This is a genomic window from Bacillus fungorum, assembly GCF_002746455.1.
Lineage (GTDB): Bacteria > Bacillota > Bacilli > Bacillales > Bacillaceae_G > Bacillus_A > Bacillus_A fungorum.
In genome coordinates this window covers 33,599-50,631 of the sequence record NZ_NWUW01000005.1, presented here as the reverse complement: position 1 = coordinate 50,631, position 17,033 = coordinate 33,599, and the positions used below count along the sequence as shown (strand labels likewise).

Genomic DNA, 17,033 nt, shown 5'->3' with positions numbered 1-17,033 from the left:
CTACACCTCCTCATCATACGGTTCATAATCTTTCCTAAGCGGGTGCCCTACCCAATCATCAGGCATTAAAATACGTGATAAATTCGGATGCCCTTTAAATACAATACCAAGCAAATCATACGCTTCCCGCTCTGGCCAATCCGCCCCTTTCCAAAGCGCTGTCACCGATTCTACTTGCGGCGCTTCCCGGTCTAGCTTCACCTTCACCGCTACTGACTGTTTCTTTCCATATGAAAATAAATGAACATACACTTCCATATGTGTTACAAAATCTGTCGCATGTAACTCTGACAGATAATCAAAAGCAAGTCCCTCATGGAATCGCAGTGACTCCATTACTTCATAATATTTGGAGGGCTCCACTACAAGAGTTGGCACATCTTTTGAAAGTTTATTAATGTAGGAATCTACTAATGTACCCTCTCCTACTTTCCCCTTAATAACTTCAACATACTGATTTAAATACGGTTGATTCACGGATGGTTCTTCCTGCTTCGGCTCTTCTTCCTTCTTACCTTCATCGCCCTTTGTCTTCGCCCTTACAGCCGCAGCCGCTTTTGCCTTCGCTGCTGCAATTGCCTTCGCCTTTTCATCTCCCGAATCTCCATCACCTTGCGAGGCCTTCTGCTTCGCTAATGCCGCTGCTTTTGCTTTCGCGACTGCTGCTGCCTTTGCTTTCGCTTTGGCCTTCTCTTCTTCCGTTACTTCTTCTGTTCCTTTCCTTTTTTGCTTTGCTAACGCCGCCGCTTTTGCTTTTGCGGCCGCTGCTGCCTTCACCTTCGCTTTGGCCTTCTCTTCTTCCGTTACTTCTTCTGTTCCTTCCTTTTTTTGCTTCGCTAATGCCGCTGCTTTTGCTTTCGAGGCTGCTGCTGCCTTCGCTTTCGCTTTGGCCTTCTCTTCTTCCGTTACTTCTTCTGTTCCTTCCCTTTTTTGCTTTGCTAACACCGCCGCTTTTGCTTTCGCGGCTGCTGCATGTCGTTTTGCTTCTTCCACAGTCATATCATCATTTTTTGGTAGCGCTTTCTCTTTTTCTCGATTTTCTTCCTCAAGTTTACTTATTTCTACATCATGTTTCGCAACGAGACGCTTTCTCGCCTCTTCTTTCGCACGCCTAGCTGCTTCTCTTTTCAAGTCCTCTAATTCTTTGTTTGGATTACTCATTTATTCGTCACCTGCTTTCCCGTCTTTGCCTCGTAACGAATTTTTTCTTTCAATTTATTAATTCCATAGATTAAAGCTGCAGGATTTGGTGGGCAACCAGGAATATACACGTCAACTGGTACGATTTGATCTACACCTTTCACAACAGCGTACGAATTTACGTATGGGCCACCTGCTGTCGCACAGGATCCCATTGCAATAACCCATTTCGGTTCAGGCATTTGATCGTATAAACGCCTAACAATAGGAGCCATCTTCTTCGTTACCGTTCCCGACACAATCATAACGTCCGATTGCCTTGGTGAAGTCCGAAAAAATGACCCAAATCGATCTAAATCGTAATGTGATGAACCTACTCCCATCATTTCAATTGCACAGCATGCCAGTCCAAATGTCATCGGCCACAAAGAATTACTTCGCGCCCATCCTTTCAACTGTTCCAATGTAGAAAAAAAGATATTTCGTTCTAATTCCGCTCGCTCATTTGGATGTAATTCCTCAAAATTTATAACCATTGTAACACCTTCTTTTTCCAAGCATACGCTAATCCAACTAGCAACATTACAACAAAGATGAGCATTTCAATCAGTGCAAATAAACCGAGCTTGTCATATGCAACAGCCCATGGATATAAAAATAAAGTTTCTACATCAAAGATGACAAACAATAAAGCAAAAATATAATAACGAGCATGAAACCGAATATTTGCATCATGAAAAGGCTCAATCCCACTCTCATACGTCGTCGCTTTCGCTGCACTTGGTTTGTTCGGGCGCAGCATCCTTCCTAATGTAAGAGCCACTACCGGTAGCAATATGCCTAATAGCAAGAAAATCAAAACGATCATATAACTATTTTCATATACACTTTCCATTGTGAAACCCTCCCCCTGAATTAAGAACAAGTTCACTTAGTAAACAATATGTCCTAGTTGCAGCAATTATTATTTTTAAATTTTTCTAAATAATGAAACTATTTCACTCATTATAGCAAACTTCAAATTCCGATGTCGATATGTTGGGGACAGAAACGAGAATTATTAAAATTTATTTGTATAACTCGCTATACCTGTGCAAAATAAGTATAGAAATTATATATATTTTTTCAAGAAACAATAAAAAATAAAAAGAGGAATTTATATGTATATACCGTGGGTGAGATAAATGAAAAAACAAACACATGTAAGTATTCTTATAAGCATTATATTGTTGTCTATAGCGATTCATTACATGGCAATGCCTTTTCTATATGAATACTCATCTCCTTTTCAAATATTAATTGGAATAAGCACCTTATTAATTGATATTATCGCTTGTAGTTATATACTTTATTTTTCAAACATGAAAGAAGGGTTACCTCGTTTATTTTGGACCATATTATCTGTTGGAACCCTCTCTTATTTCATTGGGGATATCGTTGTTTCCTATAAACGTTTAATTTTAGAGAACTACTATACATTCGTTGATCCGTCCGATTTTTTTTATCTACTTTTTTTAATTAGCTTTGCATTTGCCTTTCTATATGAAATCATTTATAACCGAGATTTATTAGAAAAGCTTTTTATGATATGTGATATTTGTATTATCGTTACAGCACAATTTACTTTAAGTTACTACTTACTTATTGAACGAACCATTCACGTTTTTACGACATCCTATATCGACATATTTGTTCAACTTACCTATCCAATGGCCGATTTACTCTTTTTTCTCATAGGAATCAATCTATTATTCAGACCATTATCCTTATTATCAAAAAAAGTCGGGGTGCTTCTTGCCAGTGCTTTAATTTTATATGCGACTACAGACGCGATTTATGCTTATATCAAATACTTCACACCCGAGTATTCTATGTTTACAGTTACACCCTTCTATCAAGTAACGTTAGTACTAGTAGCAATCGCCTGCATTCTTCATAAAAAAGAACCTGAAAAACAAGAGCAAGTACTATTAACACCTAAACTTGGGGAATCAATTAGATTATCATTACCTTATATTTCTGTAGTAATGCTTATTGTTTTTATATTAGTTGAATACGTTTTTGCACCTATTGTAGTAATTGGGCTTATGATAACTTTCTCCTTCGTTCTCATACGCCATAGTTTAGTTCGAAAACAAAATAAAATATTATTACTAGCCCAAATGCAATTCAACTCAGAACTCGAAAAACAAATTGAACTACGTACAGAAGATTTAGTAGAACAAAAAAATGAACTATATCATAACCAACAAATGTTTAAGTCTCTATACGAGCATCATCCAGATCCAATCTTCACATTAGATTTGTATGGTAACTTTCTCAAAGTGAATAACGCCGGTACGACTTTACTCGGCTATCAAACAAACGAATTATTAAATCAACCTTACTACTCACTCATATACGAAGAAGATTTAGAAGAAATTATTAACACCTTTCATCGCGTAAAAAAAGGGCATTCTATCTCTTTAGAAATACGGGCTTATCACAAAAATAGAGATATTTACTACTTGCATGTTACGGCTGTTCCTATCTTTTTAAAGGATCATATTTCGGGAGTTTATTTAATGATTAAAGATATTACGGAAAGCAAACAACAACAAGAGCAAATTAACTTTCTAGCATATCATGATACTTTAACAGAGCTTGCAAACCGCCGTGCATTTCACCAATATGTAGAACAAGCAATTGCTCGATCTGAAATATCCAAAAGACCTTTTGCTGTTATGTTTCTCGACCTAGACCGCTTTAAAGTTATTAATGATACCCTCGGTCATAGGGTAGGGGACCTTCTATTAATTGCAGTAGCAAAAAGACTCGAAAGAATAGCGACACCAAATATGAAACTTGCCCGGCTAGCTGGGGATGAATTCACAATCCTTATCGAAAATTATAAAAAAAGGCCAGATGTAAAAAAAATAGCTGATACAATTGTAGCGATCATGAACGAACCATTCGAAATCGAAAATCAGCATTTACAAATCTCACCGAGCATCGGAATTGCAATATATCCTGAAGCAGGTGAAGATCCATTATCAATTTTGCAGCATGCTGATATGGCCATGTACGAAGCAAAAAATAAAGGAAAAAACGGTAGCTCTTTGTACACGAAAGAATTATATAAAAAAATGGAACGAAAAGCTCGAATTGAAAAAGATTTACCACTCGCTTTAGTAAACAAAGAATTTTATCTCGTCTATCAACCACAAATTGATATTACGACGAAAAAGATTATTGGTGCTGAAGCATTAATACGCTGGAAACACCCACTCCTAGGTGACATTCCGCCATGTGAGTTCATCCCAATTGTAGAAGAGACTCCACAAATCATCCCACTTGGTCATTGGGTATTAAGTGAATCTTGTCTTCAGCTAAAAATATGGCATACTTTTGGTTACAAAGATTTAAAAATAAGTGTTAACTTATCAGCAAAAGAGTTTCAGCAAGATCATTTAATCGAGAACATTTCACAAATAATAACAGACGTTAACGTCGACCCAAAGTATGTAACACTTGAGTTAACAGAACGAATTGCGATGATTGATGAAAAAGAAACCTTATCACGGCTAAAGCAATTAAAGGAATATGGTATTCAAACGTCCATTGATGACTTCGGTACCGGCTATTCTTCTCTCGCTTATTTATCCATTTTCCCTATCGATACATTAAAAGTACCGAGAGAATTTACACAACTCGCCGATCATCGGCCGGAAGAAAGAGCCATCGTTTCCACTATCCTTTCCCTTGCAAATACTTTAAACCTTTCTGTCGTTGCTGAAGGAATTGAAACAGAAAAACAACTTAAGTTTCTACAAAAGAATAACTGTAAATATATGCAAGGTTACTATTTCAGCAAACCACTTACTAGTCATCAATTTATAAAATTCCTACAAAAAACACCCAGTATGAACCAATAGCTCATACTGGGTGTTTTTATCAAACTATTTGCCGACAGTAAAACTAGTCACCATTACAGTTTCACTTTATAATGTCGGAATTTTTTTCTCGTAATATTCCTCTGCAATCTCTTCATAAAAAGCTGCTGACGTCGTATAAAAATATGGAATTAGCCATAGGAATCCGATCCCTAATGTAATACAACTTAATATAAACCAACCAATAAAGCTTAAACATAAAATGAAATACTCCATCTTATGTCCATCCATCATACGACGGCTTTCTGTAATAGCTTGATTTATAGAATACTCAGGATGGTCATTTATTATAAAATACGTCATCGCATAAGAAAATGATTTAATAATACCTGGAATAATGAACAGTAACGTCCATAAGAAAAGATAAAGATTCACTAATAAATATAATAAAAATGATTTCAGAAATCTTTTTCCCTCTGAAAACCAAACAAATACATTACCGATACTAGCTTGCTTTTCACGAAGGATATTTAAACCAAGATAATATCCACCTAAAGTTAACGGTCCAGTAACAAAAAATGTAATTATATTCATTGAAAGTGAACGACCTGTTTCTTGCCAACCAAAAATCAAAGAAAATCCCGACTCAACACTAAAACTAAAAGCTGTGATAAGAATTGAAATAAGTAGTGTAGCTCCAACAGCTAATCCCCATTTCCCCTCTAATGAATCTAGCGCTTCTCCTTTTAAATCACTAATCATATTTTTCCTCCTATACGAAATAACTCTATTAGTATAGCATGTTCCTACTACAATTCATCTTTTGAAAGATAGCGATAAAAATGTGCTGTCGTTGTGCTCACGTACGGACTAAGCCAAAGAAAACCTATTCCAAGTGTAAGAATCGATAAAATTGCCCAACCTATAAAGCTCAGCCATAAAAGAAATAAATCTAATTTATGCCCCTTCATAAGATTCTTACTTTCTTTCATTGCCTGCGAAACACTATATTCTGGTTTTTCAACCATCACATAATATGTCATCGAATATGAAAAATACAGAATAGCCATTACAATAAACGAAATAGCTAATAAAACAAAGAAAACGATTATGAACGATGGATTTGCATTCTCATCAAAGAATCCTAATATCCCAAATACAATTGTTCCTAGCATTGGAACCCATGTACCTGTATATAACAAAATTGCAAGCATAGCCCACATCGTTTTCATCATTCTTTTAAAACCACGAAACCCTTCAAATAAATAATCCACTCTAGCATCTTCCCGTTTACTTATTTGTAGAAACACATTCGTGTAACCGTATGAGGTAATGCCATAAGCCGCATAACTTAAAATTATCATAAGACAGTAAAAAAAACCAAACGTAATAACAGCTCCAATTGACATCACGTCTTCTTCAATTGAACCAGTTGAAATAGACACTAAAAGAAATATTATAACTCCTGGAATTAATAGTATAAACATTACAGCCATCGAAACGACGTAACTTATAATATGATATAAAATCGTTGATCCAACACCTAGTCCCCAATTTCCCTTTAAAGAGTGCAACGCTTCTCTTTTCATTTCACCGATCATTTACTCATCTCCTTTATAAATTGTTGTACATTCTCTACTTATACAAGCATCAATATAATTATACCATTTTTGTAAAATTATCCATAAACTACACAAAAAAATCCGTAAAGGCAAGAGCCCTTACGGATTTTTTTACTTCATATCAGAAACGTTTAAACGGTTCACGGCACGTTGTAATGCCATTTCTGCACGTTTAAAGTCAACATGCGCTTGTTTATCTTGCAGACGTTGCTCAGCGCGACGCTTCGCTTCGTTTGCACGATGGATATCGATATGGTTTGCTTCTTCAGCAGATGATGATAATACAGTCACTTTATCTGGACGAACTTCGATAAAGCCACCGCTTACTGCTACATAATCAGTGTGTCCACCATTTTTCAGACGAACTGCACTAATCTTTAATGGTGCAACAGTTGGAATGTGACCTGGTAAGATCCCCATTTCCCCACTCTCTGCTTTTACACTTACCATCTCTACTTCTTTTTCGTAAACCGGTCCATCAGGAGTTACAATACTGACTGGAAATGTCTTCATACTTCGTCCCTCCTAAGGCCTTACGCCATCATTTTCTTCGCGTTTTCAATAACTTCTTCAATGCCACCAACAAGGCGGAATGCATCTTCTGGAAGGTCATCATATTTTCCTTCTAGAATTTCTTTGAAACCACTAACTGTATTTTTTACAGGTACATAAGAACCTTTTTGACCTGTAAACTGCTCAGCTACGTGGAAGTTTTGAGATAAGAAGAATTGAATACGACGAGCACGATGTACAACTAACTTATCTTCTTCAGATAACTCATCCATACCTAAGATAGCGATGATATCTTGAAGCTCTTTGTAACGCTGTAAAGTTTGCTGTACTTGACGAGCCACTTCATAATGCTCTTCTCCTACGATTTCTGGAGAAAGTGCACGAGATGTAGATGCTAATGGATCTACGGCTGGGTAAATACCCATTTGTGTTAAACGACGCTCTAAGTTTGTTGTTGCATCTAAGTGAGCGAACGTTGTAGCTGGTGCTGGGTCAGTATAGTCATCGGCTGGTACATATACCGCTTGGATAGACGTGATAGACCCTTTATTTGTAGATGTAATACGCTCTTGTAATTGACCCATTTCTGTTGCAAGTGTTGGCTGGTACCCTACCGCAGATGGCATACGACCAAGAAGGGCAGATACTTCAGAACCCGCTTGCGTGAAACGGAAGATGTTATCGATGAACAATAGTACGTCTTGTCCTTGCTCATCACGGAAATGCTCAGCCATTGTTAAACCTGTTAATGCAACACGTTGACGTGCTCCAGGTGGCTCATTCATTTGTCCGAATACCATCGCAGTTTTCTTGATTACGCCAGAATCGCTCATTTCGTGGTATAAGTCATTACCCTCACGAGTACGCTCACCTACACCAGCGAATACAGAGATACCACCGTGCTCTTGTGCGATGTTATTGATTAATTCCTGAATTAATACTGTTTTACCTACGCCGGCACCACCGAATAGACCGATTTTACCACCCTTAATGTAAGGAGCAAGTAAGTCTACTACTTTAATACCAGTTTCAAGAATTTCTACTTTAGTAGATAATTCTTCGAATGCAGGTGCTTGACGGTGAATTGGATCACGGTGTACATCCGCAGGAACTTCACCATCTAAGTCAATTGCATCACCTAATACGTTAAATACACGACCAAGTGTTACATCACCAACTGGTACTGAGATCGCTTTACCAGTATCTTCTACTTCTGTGCCACGAACAAGTCCATCTGTGGAAGACATCGCAACTGTACGAACTGTGTCATCACCTAAATGAAGTGCAACTTCAAATGTTAAGTTAATGCTTCCGTTTTCGTTGCTTTGTTTTACCGTAAGGGCGTTGTAGATTTCTGGTAGCTTTCCGCCATCAAACTTAACGTCTACAACCGGACCCATGATTTGCGTAACGCGCCCTTTATTCATCGGGTTCCCTCCTAGCTTTCTTTTAATTAGCCAACTCGCTACGAGCAGTTAGCTTTTAATTTTTTATTAGTTTATAGCTTACGCGACTCTTTTGACAGAGCCGCCTACGCTTTTTATTGAATCCAGCTCCAGCGGTTAGAATGTTCGGTGGCTTCGCTTTTTCCTACGAGGCACAAATCGCCTCTACGTCAAAAGCCCCATCCCCCTCTCATTCTGAACAAACCGCTTCCGCTTTTTAATACTATTCTAACGCTGCTGCTCCACCAACGATTTCCGTAATTTCTTGCGTAATCGCTGCTTGACGCGCACGGTTGAATGAAAGTGTAAGTGAATCGATAACTTCCATTGCGTTGTCTGTAGCACTCTTCATTGCTGTCATACGCGCTGCGTGTTCACTTGCTTTACCGTCTAGTAATGCACCGTACACTAAGCTTTCTGCGTATTGTGGCAATAGTACTTTTAAAATTTCTTCTTCAGAAGGTTCGAATTCATAAGCTGTCGTCGTTTTATCAGACGCCACATCAGTAAGCGGTAAAATTTTATTTTCCGTTACTTCTTGTGAAATTTTACTTACGTAATGGTTGTAGTAAATATACAGCTCATCATAAGCACCATCTGCAAACATCGCAATTGCTCGAGAAGCAAGTTCTTTAATATCAGTAAATGATGGGTGGTCAGATAATCCAACTACTTCATCAATGATGTTAAAGCCGCGACGTTTTAAATAATCACGTCCTAGTCGTCCAAGCACAATAATTGAATATTGGTTTGAATCCATATTATGACGTTCACGAATTACGTTACTCACTGTACGTAATACGTTACTGTTATAACCACCTGCTAGTCCGCGATCAGATGTAATAACGATGTATCCTGTACGCTTTACAGGACGCTCATTTAGCATCGGATGATTAATTCCTTTACTTCCTTGCGCAATGCTCGCTACTACTTCTTGAATCTTTTCCATATACGGAACGAAAGATTTAGCATTTTGCTCTGCACGGTTTAACTTAGATGCAGATACCATCTCCATCGCTTTCGTAATTTGACTCGTTTTCTTTGTCGAGTTAATCTTCGCTTTTATATCGCGTAAAGATGCCACAGGTTTTCACCACCTTTTTTCCGGAAGTTGGCACGATTAGTAAGAATCCTCTTCCTAATCTACGTTGCAAGATATTCTTGCTCATGATTGAAGGAAAAGAATAGGTGCACCTACTCTTTTCCTTTACATAACCGTCAGCAATCTCAGAAATTGAGATGCCTTATATATACTATCTAGCTCCAGCGACTTGAATGTTCGGTGGCTTCACTTCTTCCTCACATTCAGAACGAGCCGCTTCCGCTTTTATTAATCTAGTTCCGCCTCCTAGCCCCTTTCGTCTAAGAACCTTAGACGATGGGGCTGAACAGTCGGCTTCACTTTTTATTATTATTCAGAAGCTACGAATACTTTTTTAAATCCGTTAATTGCTGCTGCAAATTTGTCGTCATCCGCAAGTTTCTTAGTTGTGCGGATTTCTTCTAATAAGTCAGTCGCATTAGAATCTAACCAAGCATGGAATTCTTCTTCGAAACGAGTGATATCTGCTACTGGGATATCATCTAGGAATCCACGTGTTAAAGCGTAAAGAATGATAACTTGTTTCTCTACACGTAACGGTTTGTGTAATCCTTGTTTTAATACCTCAACAGTACGAGCACCACGGTTTAGTTTCGCTTGAGTTGCTTTATCAAGGTCAGAACCGAACTGAGCGAACGCTTCTAACTCACGGTAAGATGCAAGGTCAAGACGAAGTGTACCTGATACTTTACTCATTGCTTTAATCTGAGCAGATCCACCTACACGAGATACAGAAGTACCCGCATCAATCGCTGGACGTACGCCAGAGAAGAATAGGTCAGATTGTAAGAAGATTTGTCCATCCGTAATCGAGATTACGTTTGTTGGGATGTAAGCTGATACGTCCCCTGCTTGTGTTTCGATGAAAGGTAGTGCAGTTAAAGAACCGCCGCCTTTTGCATCACTTAATTTTGCTGCACGCTCTAATAAGCGAGAATGTAAGTAGAATACATCCCCTGGATAAGCTTCACGACCTGGAGGACGACGTAATAGTAATGACAGCTCACGGTAAGCTGCTGCTTGTTTTGATAAGTCATCATATACTACTAATACGTGTTTACCATTGTACATGAACTCTTCACCCATTGTTACACCAGCGTAAGGAGCTAAGTATAATAATGGAGCTGGTTGAGAAGCAGATGCAGTTACAACGATTGTGTACTCTAATGCACCGTGCTTACGTAGTGTTTCTACTACGTTACGTACAGTTGATTCTTTTTGTCCGATTGCTACGTAGATACAAATCATATCTTCATCTTTTTGATTAATGATTGTATCAAGTGCAACTGCTGTTTTACCTGTTTGACGGTCACCGATGATTAACTCACGTTGACCGCGGCCAATTGGTACAAGAGCATCGATTGCTTTAATACCTGTTTGAAGTGGCTCATGAACAGATTTACGATCCATTACACCTGGTGCTGGACTTTCGATTGGACGAGTGTTTGTTGTATTAATTGGGCCTAAACCATCAACTGGTTGACCTAATGGGTTTACAACACGACCAATTAGTTCTTTTCCTACTGGTACTTGCATGATGCGACCAGTACGACGAACTTCGTCACCTTCACGGATTTCTGTGTAAGGTCCTAAAATGATAATACCTACGTTATTTTCCTCTAAGTTTTGTGCTAGTCCCATAACGCCGTTAGAGAACTCTACAAGTTCACCAGCCATAACGTTATCAAGACCATGAGCACGCGCGATACCGTCACCAACTTGGATAACTGTACCAACATCACTAACTTCGATTTCAGACTGATAGTTCTCGATTTGTTGCTTTATCAGTGCGCTAATTTCTTCAGCTCTGATGCTCATGTGCTTCACCCCTATCTATTCTTCATTAATTCACGCTGAATACGTGCTAATTTTCCTTGTAAACTTCCGTCATAAATGCGATTTCCAATACGTACTTTAATGCCGCCTAGTAAATCTTCATCTACAACATTTTTTACGCGAATTGCATCTTTTCCCGTTCTCTTCGCAAATGCTTCTGCAATGTTAAGCTTCTCTTCTTCTGATAGAAGACGAGTGGAATATACAGTTGCGTCCGCTACGTTACGTTCTTCATTAGCAAGAACAACATATTCATCTGCAATTTCAGGCAAGATATCAATGCGTTTGTTATCAATTAAAATATATAACGTATTTAAAATAGATTCAGAAACAGATCCGAATACGTTTGCAAGAAACGTTTTCTTTTGTTCCTTTGAAATGTTCGGTTGCGTTAAAAAGCTATGTAGTTCTCCGTTCTTTACATAAACGTTTTGTACAAGGCGTAATTCCTCTTCAAACATTTCTAATACGTGTTTTTCTTTTGCAATTTTAAAAAGAGCGACAGCATAACGTTTTGCTACAATCCCATTGCTCATCGCGCTTCTCCTACTTCTTTAATATAATCGCGAATTAACTTCACTTGATCTTCTTCTTTTAATTCTTTTTCAATTACTTTAGAAGCAATTTGAACAGATAAAGAAGCAACTTGTTCTTGTAAAGCAGCAATTGCTTGCTCTTTTTCGCGTTGAATTTCTTGTACAGCAGATGCTTTAATTGACTCTGCTTCTTCTTTCGCAGCAGCAACAATAACATCTTTTTGATCTACAGCTTGCTTTTTCGCTCTTTCAATTAACTCTTGTGCTTCAACACGTGATTGTTTTAACATCTCACGTTGTTCTTCCACTAATTTCTTCGCTTCAGCGTTACTTCTTTCTGCAGCGTCGATTTCATTAGTAACGTGCTCTTCACGTTCTTTCATAATTCCCATTAAAGGACCCCACGCAAATTTGCGTAGCATTACTAATAGAAGTAAGAAAATGAACAATGTGTAAGCAATCGTTCCAAATGGAATGGCAGCTCCTAATAATAAAGTTGGCACAAGGATTCACTCCCTTCAAAATATCTAAATTGATCATATGAAAAAAAAGACATACGTTTCATTCATAAAGCAATGGCGAAGAAAGTTCGGAAAAACACTCTTCGCCATCTATGTAAGGGGAGTCTCCCTTATTTGTTCATTACGATGAATGCAATAACTACACCGATGATTGGAAGTGCCTCAACTAAAGCAACCCCGATGAACATAATTGTTTGAAGTGCGCCTTTTAATTCTGGTTGACGAGCAACACCTTCGATTGTACGTGATACGATAAGACCGTTACCAATACCTGCACCTAATGCTGATAAACCAATTGCAATTGCAGCTGCGATTACACCTAAACTCATTTAATTTGTCCTCCTTTGTATTATAAAAAAATAATTTTTTTCTTACTTAAATTATATTAATGGTCATGGCTTACTTTATGAGCCATATAAACCATCGTTAACATTACGAAAATAAATGCCTGGATTGAACCAACGAATACACTGAATCCCATCCATGCTAACATCGGTACAAGTGCACCTAATGCTCCAAGGAATGATGCTCCGCCTAACTTAGCAAGTAATCCTAATAAAATCTCACCTGCATAAATGTTACCGAATAAACGAAGACCTAACGTTAATGTGTTAGCAAACTCCTCAATAACCTTTAATGGGAATAAGAATTTCATAGGTTGGAAATAACCTTTTACGTATTCTTTCGTACCCTTCATCTTAATTCCATAATAATGGGTGAGGGTAACTACCATCACGGCTAATGTTAATGTAACTGCTGGATCAGACGTTGGTGATCTCCACCATGCAATATGTTCGCCAGCTTCAGTTGCTGAATACATGAATGGTAAACCAAGGAAGTTCGATACGATAATAAACATGATAAGCGTAACGCCAAGCGTTAAGAAACGTCCACCCGTTTTCCAGTCCATCGTACTATTGATAATCCCTTTCACGAAGTCAAACACCCATTCCATGAAGTTTTGCATTCCTGTTGGGCGAAGAGCTAAGCTGCGAGTTCCGATAACAGCGATTAAGAAAACAATAACTGCTGCTACAGTAACCATCATAACTGACGACAAATCGAACGTTAAACCTAGAAATTCAACTAATTTACCGTGTTCCACTAGTAATTCACCTCTCTTCCCTGCTCTTATACTCTAAATAAAGAAAATCTATGATCATGACAAGGTATCCTGTCAGCAATCCTACACCTAAGCCCCACATCGCAATTAACTCTTGATATTTGGCTGCAAATAAAATCAATAATCCAATCGTAGCGAATCTTGAATATGTACTTACCGCTGTTGCCTTAAACTTCACGTTTTCTCCATTTGTTACGCGATCCAACAGCTTGTCTGTTCTACGTGCAATGATGCGCAAACTAAGAAAACTGAAAATCGTCCCGATAATCAGTCCAAGAAATACATCCTTGTAAGAGGTGAATCCCCATCCTAGCACTAGAATCGCAAGCAAGTAGTACATATATTTCTTTTGTCTTTGGACAAGTCCATGTACGTCTATCATCATTGCTCTCCCGAATAGTAATGGCGAATGAGTCGAATCATTGCGTATACCCCTGTTCCTAATCCGAGTAATAACCCTATAATAAGAAACAACGGGAACGTTCCAACCTTATTATCAATCCACTGCCCACCAAAGATTCCAACGAGAATAGAACCGACTAACTGAGCAAGAATACCTGACATTAAAGCATAAGCTTTTATATGGCTGCGATCGTTTTTTTGCAAGGATTCATCCCTCCAATATGTAACCCTCATTCACGATGTGTTAATAATAACTCATTTTTTTGCATAAATCCTATACAAAATAAAAAGTTTACATTTTCGTCACGGAATAGATGTAATTTTGTCACTGAAAGCCCTACCATCTATCCCCGTTGTTAGCATACAATAGGGTATTAACAGTGTCAACGAGAAATCGTAAAAAATCAAAAAATTTGAGTATTAGTCATTTCCTCCCAAAAATGAAAACGTTCCCCTTCTAAATACTGGTTAGAGATATGCAATTTCTAACATTTTTCTCTTTATAATAGAAGAAAATGTTCACAAGTTTGTCACCATTATATTTTTACGATATAACGCTTTCCTTCCATAATATAGTGCTCTTTAGACGTAAGACTTCTATATTATATGTGATGTGCATGCAACTTATGTTGTATATACTATGTATATTTATCCCCCTCCCCTACCTCATCAAGGTACAAAAAAACGAGAGGGGAATCCCCTCTCGTCAGTTGTCTTACTTCGTTCCGAATAAACGGTCACCAGCATCACCAAGACCTGGCACTACATATCCGTGGTCATTTAATTTCTCATCTAATGCTGCTACATAAATATCAACATCAGGATGTTCTTCTTGTACTACTTTTACTCCTTCTGGAGCTGCAACGATACACATTAATTTAATTTGTTTCGCACCGCGCTTTTTCAGAGAGTTAATTGCTTCAGCTGCAGAACCACCTGTTGCTAGCATCGGATCTAGTACGATAAAGTCACGCTCTTCTACATCCGTTGGAAGTTTCACATAGTATTCTACCGGTTGCAATGTTTTAGGGTCACGGTATAAACCAACATGTCCTACTTTTGCTGCTGGAATTAATTTCAGAATTCCATCAACCATTCCTAAACCTGCACGTAAAATCGGAATTAAACCAAGTTTTTTACCAGCGATCACTTTTGTTGTCGCTTTGCTTACAGGCGTTTCAATTTCAATGTCTTTAAGTGGAAGATCGCGAGTAATTTCGAAAGCCATTAAGCTTGCTACTTCGTCCACTAATTCACGAAAATCTTTCGTACCTGTATTCTTATCGCGAATATATGTAATCTTATGTTGAATTAACGGGTGATCAAATACATACAGTTTTCCCATGTGAATCTCTCCTTTAGATGATATTCATGCGTTTGCACGCTTTTTTACACTATTTACGATTGTAAAGAAAACGCTACTAATATTCAAGGGCAAATTTGGCAAAATCATGATTTTACGATGAATCTATCTAGTATCTTTACCAATTATGGAAGCTGTATCCTTCATTATATTGCCAAAATTTATTCATCATTTGTATACATACTTAAAGAACAATATATGTCCAAAAAAAAGACTGCTAAAACAATTACGTTTTAGCAGTCTTCTTCAATCTATTATAGACTTGGATACATTGGGAATTTGCTCGTTAACGCTTCTACACGCTTACGTGCTTCTTCTAATGCAGCTTCATTTTCATGATTTTTTAATGTGTAAGCAATAAGTGACGCAATTTCATCCATTTCTTCTAAACCGAAACCACGAGATGTTACAGCTGCCGTACCGATACGTACACCGCTTGTTACAAATGGGCTTGCTGTTTCAAATGGAATTGTATTTTTGTTCACTGTAATACCAACTTCGTCTAATACGTGCTCTGCTACTTTACCTGTGATTTCTAAGTTACGAACATCAATCAAGATTAAGTGATTGTCTGTTCCACCAGAAACAAGTGTAAGTCCTTCTTTTTGAAGACCTTCAGCTAAGCGATTCGCATTGTTAATGATATTTTGTGCATATGTTTTAAAATCTTCTTGAAGTGCCTCACCAAACGCAACAGCTTTTGCAGCGATTACGTGCATAAGTGGACCACCTTGAATACCAGGGAAGATTGATTTATCAATTTGTTTTGCAAATTGCTCTTCACATAAAATCATACCACCACGTGGACCACGTAATGTTTTATGTGTTGTTGTTGTAACGAAATGTGCATGTGGCACTGGATTTGGATGTAAACCAGCGGCTACTAAACCAGCGATATGTGCCATATCAACCATTAAGTATGCGCCCACTTCATCTGCAATCTCACGGAATCGTTTGAAATCGATAACACGAGGGTATGCACTTGCACCTGCAACGATTAATTTTGGTTTATGTTCTTTCGCTTTTGCTAATACATCATCGTAATTAATACGGTGAGATTCAGCATCCACGCCATATTCTACGAAATTATATTGTACTCCACTGAAGTTAACAGGGCTTCCGTGTGTTAAGTGACCACCATGAGATAAATTCATACCAAGTACTGTATCGCCTTGCTCTAAAATCGTGAAGTATACTGCCATGTTCGCTTGTGCACCAGAATGCGGTTGAACATTTACGTGCTCTGCGCCAAAAATTTCTTTTACGCGGTCACGTGCGATATCTTCTACTACGTCTACGTGTTCACATCCACCATAGTAACGTTTTCCAGGATATCCTTCAGCATACTTATTCGTTAAAACAGAACCTTGCGCCTCCATTACTGCTTCACTTACGAAGTTTTCCGAAGCGATTAACTCAATCTTTGAACGCTGTCTTCCTAGTTCTGCCTCAATTGCAGCAAATACCTTTTCATCTTGACGTTTTAAATGATCCACCAAAATCCCCCTTTTCTGAACGAATTACATCGATTCCCAACAGTTTTTTCTTATTTATTCAG

General features: G+C 38.0%; 19 protein-coding genes. 1 reads left to right on the top strand and 18 read right to left on the bottom strand.

Annotation, left to right across the window (positions count from 1 at the left end):
- From CO726_RS08825 to nuoA, 3 genes are read right to left on the bottom strand one after another with little or no spacing between them, the layout of a single operon-like run.
- Nucleotides 1-1,161: an NADH-quinone oxidoreductase subunit C gene (locus CO726_RS08825; RefSeq protein ID WP_099684001.1), complete on the bottom strand. Its 1,161-nt coding sequence runs from the start codon at nt 1,159-1,161 to the stop codon at nt 1-3.
- Nucleotides 1,158-1,676, bottom strand: a complete 519-nt coding sequence (nuoB, locus tag CO726_RS08820; RefSeq protein ID WP_000236331.1) for an NADH-quinone oxidoreductase subunit NuoB — start codon at nt 1,674-1,676, stop codon at nt 1,158-1,160. The genes CO726_RS08825 and nuoB overlap by 4 nt, the downstream gene beginning before the upstream one ends.
- Nucleotides 1,667-2,035, bottom strand: a complete 369-nt coding sequence (gene nuoA, locus CO726_RS08815) for an NADH-quinone oxidoreductase subunit NuoA (protein WP_098761415.1) — start codon at nt 2,033-2,035, stop codon at nt 1,667-1,669. The genes nuoB and nuoA overlap by 10 nt, the downstream gene beginning before the upstream one ends.
- Before the next feature lie 289 nt (nt 2,036-2,324).
- On the opposite strand from nuoA, the gene CO726_RS08810 reads away from it, so the two are divergent.
- A complete protein-coding gene (locus CO726_RS08810) occupies nt 2,325-5,054 on the top strand; it encodes a putative bifunctional diguanylate cyclase/phosphodiesterase (RefSeq protein ID WP_099684000.1) in 2,730 nt (909 codons plus the stop codon).
- Between the two features lie 66 nt (nt 5,055-5,120).
- On the opposite strand, the gene CO726_RS08805 is transcribed toward CO726_RS08810, so the two are convergent.
- From CO726_RS08805 to glyA, 15 genes are all read right to left on the bottom strand, one after another.
- Complete coding sequence (locus tag CO726_RS08805) at nt 5,121-5,774, bottom strand: DUF975 family protein (RefSeq protein WP_098761419.1); 654 nt, start codon at nt 5,772-5,774, stop codon at nt 5,121-5,123.
- A 47-nt stretch (nt 5,775-5,821) separates the two neighbouring features.
- Entirely contained in the window at nt 5,822-6,613 is a 792-nt protein-coding gene (locus CO726_RS08800; RefSeq protein ID WP_099683999.1) for a DUF975 family protein, read from the bottom strand.
- A gap of 132 nt (nt 6,614-6,745) precedes the next feature.
- Nucleotides 6,746-7,147: a F0F1 ATP synthase subunit epsilon gene (gene atpC / locus CO726_RS08795; RefSeq protein ID WP_000847211.1), complete on the bottom strand. Its 402-nt coding sequence runs from the start codon at nt 7,145-7,147 to the stop codon at nt 6,746-6,748.
- A 20-nt stretch (nt 7,148-7,167) separates the two neighbouring features.
- Nucleotides 7,168-8,574, bottom strand: a complete 1,407-nt coding sequence (gene atpD, locus CO726_RS08790; protein WP_099683998.1) for a F0F1 ATP synthase subunit beta — start codon at nt 8,572-8,574, stop codon at nt 7,168-7,170.
- Nucleotides 8,575-8,815: 241 nt separating this feature from the next.
- Nucleotides 8,816-9,676, bottom strand: a complete 861-nt coding sequence (gene atpG, locus CO726_RS08785) for a F0F1 ATP synthase subunit gamma (protein WP_099683997.1) — start codon at nt 9,674-9,676, stop codon at nt 8,816-8,818.
- Between the two features lie 327 nt (nt 9,677-10,003).
- Complete coding sequence (atpA, locus tag CO726_RS08780) at nt 10,004-11,512, bottom strand: F0F1 ATP synthase subunit alpha (RefSeq protein ID WP_098761424.1); 1,509 nt, start codon at nt 11,510-11,512, stop codon at nt 10,004-10,006.
- An 11-nt stretch (nt 11,513-11,523) separates the two neighbouring features.
- Nucleotides 11,524-12,066, bottom strand: a complete 543-nt coding sequence (gene atpH, locus CO726_RS08775; RefSeq protein ID WP_000064683.1) for a F0F1 ATP synthase subunit delta — start codon at nt 12,064-12,066, stop codon at nt 11,524-11,526.
- Nucleotides 12,063-12,569, bottom strand: coding sequence for a F0F1 ATP synthase subunit B (atpF, locus tag CO726_RS08770; RefSeq protein ID WP_001142618.1), 507 nt, complete (start codon nt 12,567-12,569; stop codon nt 12,063-12,065). Before atpF ends, atpH begins: the two co-directional genes overlap by 4 nt.
- 128 nt (nt 12,570-12,697) lie before the next feature.
- On the bottom strand, nt 12,698-12,916 hold the full coding sequence (gene atpE, locus CO726_RS08765) for a F0F1 ATP synthase subunit C (protein WP_000052064.1): 219 nt from the start codon (nt 12,914-12,916) through the stop codon (nt 12,698-12,700).
- 56 nt (nt 12,917-12,972) lie between these two features.
- Nucleotides 12,973-13,692: a F0F1 ATP synthase subunit A gene (gene atpB / locus CO726_RS08760; RefSeq protein WP_000399870.1), complete on the bottom strand. Its 720-nt coding sequence runs from the start codon at nt 13,690-13,692 to the stop codon at nt 12,973-12,975.
- Nucleotides 13,693-13,699: 7 nt separating this feature from the next.
- Entirely contained in the window at nt 13,700-14,092 is a 393-nt protein-coding gene (locus CO726_RS08755) for an ATP synthase subunit I (protein ID WP_098761427.1), read from the bottom strand.
- Nucleotides 14,092-14,316, bottom strand: coding sequence for an AtpZ/AtpI family protein (locus tag CO726_RS08750; protein ID WP_001171223.1), 225 nt, complete (start codon nt 14,314-14,316; stop codon nt 14,092-14,094). Before CO726_RS08750 ends, CO726_RS08755 begins: the two co-directional genes overlap by 1 nt.
- Before the next feature lie 26 nt (nt 14,317-14,342).
- Nucleotides 14,343-14,456: a DUF4024 domain-containing protein gene (locus CO726_RS08745; protein WP_000232962.1), complete on the bottom strand. Its 114-nt coding sequence runs from the start codon at nt 14,454-14,456 to the stop codon at nt 14,343-14,345.
- 371 nt (nt 14,457-14,827) lie between these two features.
- Complete coding sequence (upp, locus tag CO726_RS08740) at nt 14,828-15,457, bottom strand: uracil phosphoribosyltransferase (protein ID WP_000517539.1); 630 nt, start codon at nt 15,455-15,457, stop codon at nt 14,828-14,830.
- 272 nt (nt 15,458-15,729) lie between these two features.
- Complete coding sequence (glyA, locus tag CO726_RS08735; RefSeq protein ID WP_136699483.1) at nt 15,730-16,971, bottom strand: serine hydroxymethyltransferase; 1,242 nt, start codon at nt 16,969-16,971, stop codon at nt 15,730-15,732.
- Nucleotides 16,972-17,033 lie beyond the last annotated feature (62 nt).

Coding starts and splice junctions, on each gene's coding strand:
- CO726_RS08825 (WP_099684001.1), bottom strand. CDS start 1,161: ATGAGTAATCCAAACAAAGAATTAGAGGACTTGAAAAGAGAAGCAGCT.
- nuoB (WP_000236331.1), bottom strand. CDS start 1,676: ATGGTTATAAATTTTGAGGAATTACATCCAAATGAGCGAGCGGAATTA.
- nuoA (WP_098761415.1), bottom strand. CDS start 2,035: ATGGAAAGTGTATATGAAAATAGTTATATGATCGTTTTGATTTTCTTG.
- CO726_RS08810 (WP_099684000.1), top strand. CDS start 2,325: ATGAAAAAACAAACACATGTAAGTATTCTTATAAGCATTATATTGTTG.
- CO726_RS08805 (WP_098761419.1), bottom strand. CDS start 5,774: ATGATTAGTGATTTAAAAGGAGAAGCGCTAGATTCATTAGAGGGGAAA.
- CO726_RS08800 (WP_099683999.1), bottom strand. CDS start 6,613: ATGATCGGTGAAATGAAAAGAGAAGCGTTGCACTCTTTAAAGGGAAAT.
- atpC (WP_000847211.1), bottom strand. CDS start 7,147: ATGAAGACATTTCCAGTCAGTATTGTAACTCCTGATGGACCGGTTTAC.
- atpD (WP_099683998.1), bottom strand. CDS start 8,574: ATGAATAAAGGGCGCGTTACGCAAATCATGGGTCCGGTTGTAGACGTT.
- atpA (WP_098761424.1), bottom strand. CDS start 11,512: ATGAGCATCAGAGCTGAAGAAATTAGCGCACTGATAAAGCAACAAATC.
- atpH (WP_000064683.1), bottom strand. CDS start 12,066: ATGAGCAATGGGATTGTAGCAAAACGTTATGCTGTCGCTCTTTTTAAA.
- atpE (WP_000052064.1), bottom strand. CDS start 12,916: ATGAGTTTAGGTGTAATCGCAGCTGCAATTGCAATTGGTTTATCAGCA.
- CO726_RS08755 (WP_098761427.1), bottom strand. CDS start 14,092: ATGATAGACGTACATGGACTTGTCCAAAGACAAAAGAAATATATGTAC.
- CO726_RS08745 (WP_000232962.1), bottom strand. CDS start 14,456: ATGGTAGGGCTTTCAGTGACAAAATTACATCTATTCCGTGACGAAAAT.
- upp (WP_000517539.1), bottom strand. CDS start 15,457: ATGGGAAAACTGTATGTATTTGATCACCCGTTAATTCAACATAAGATT.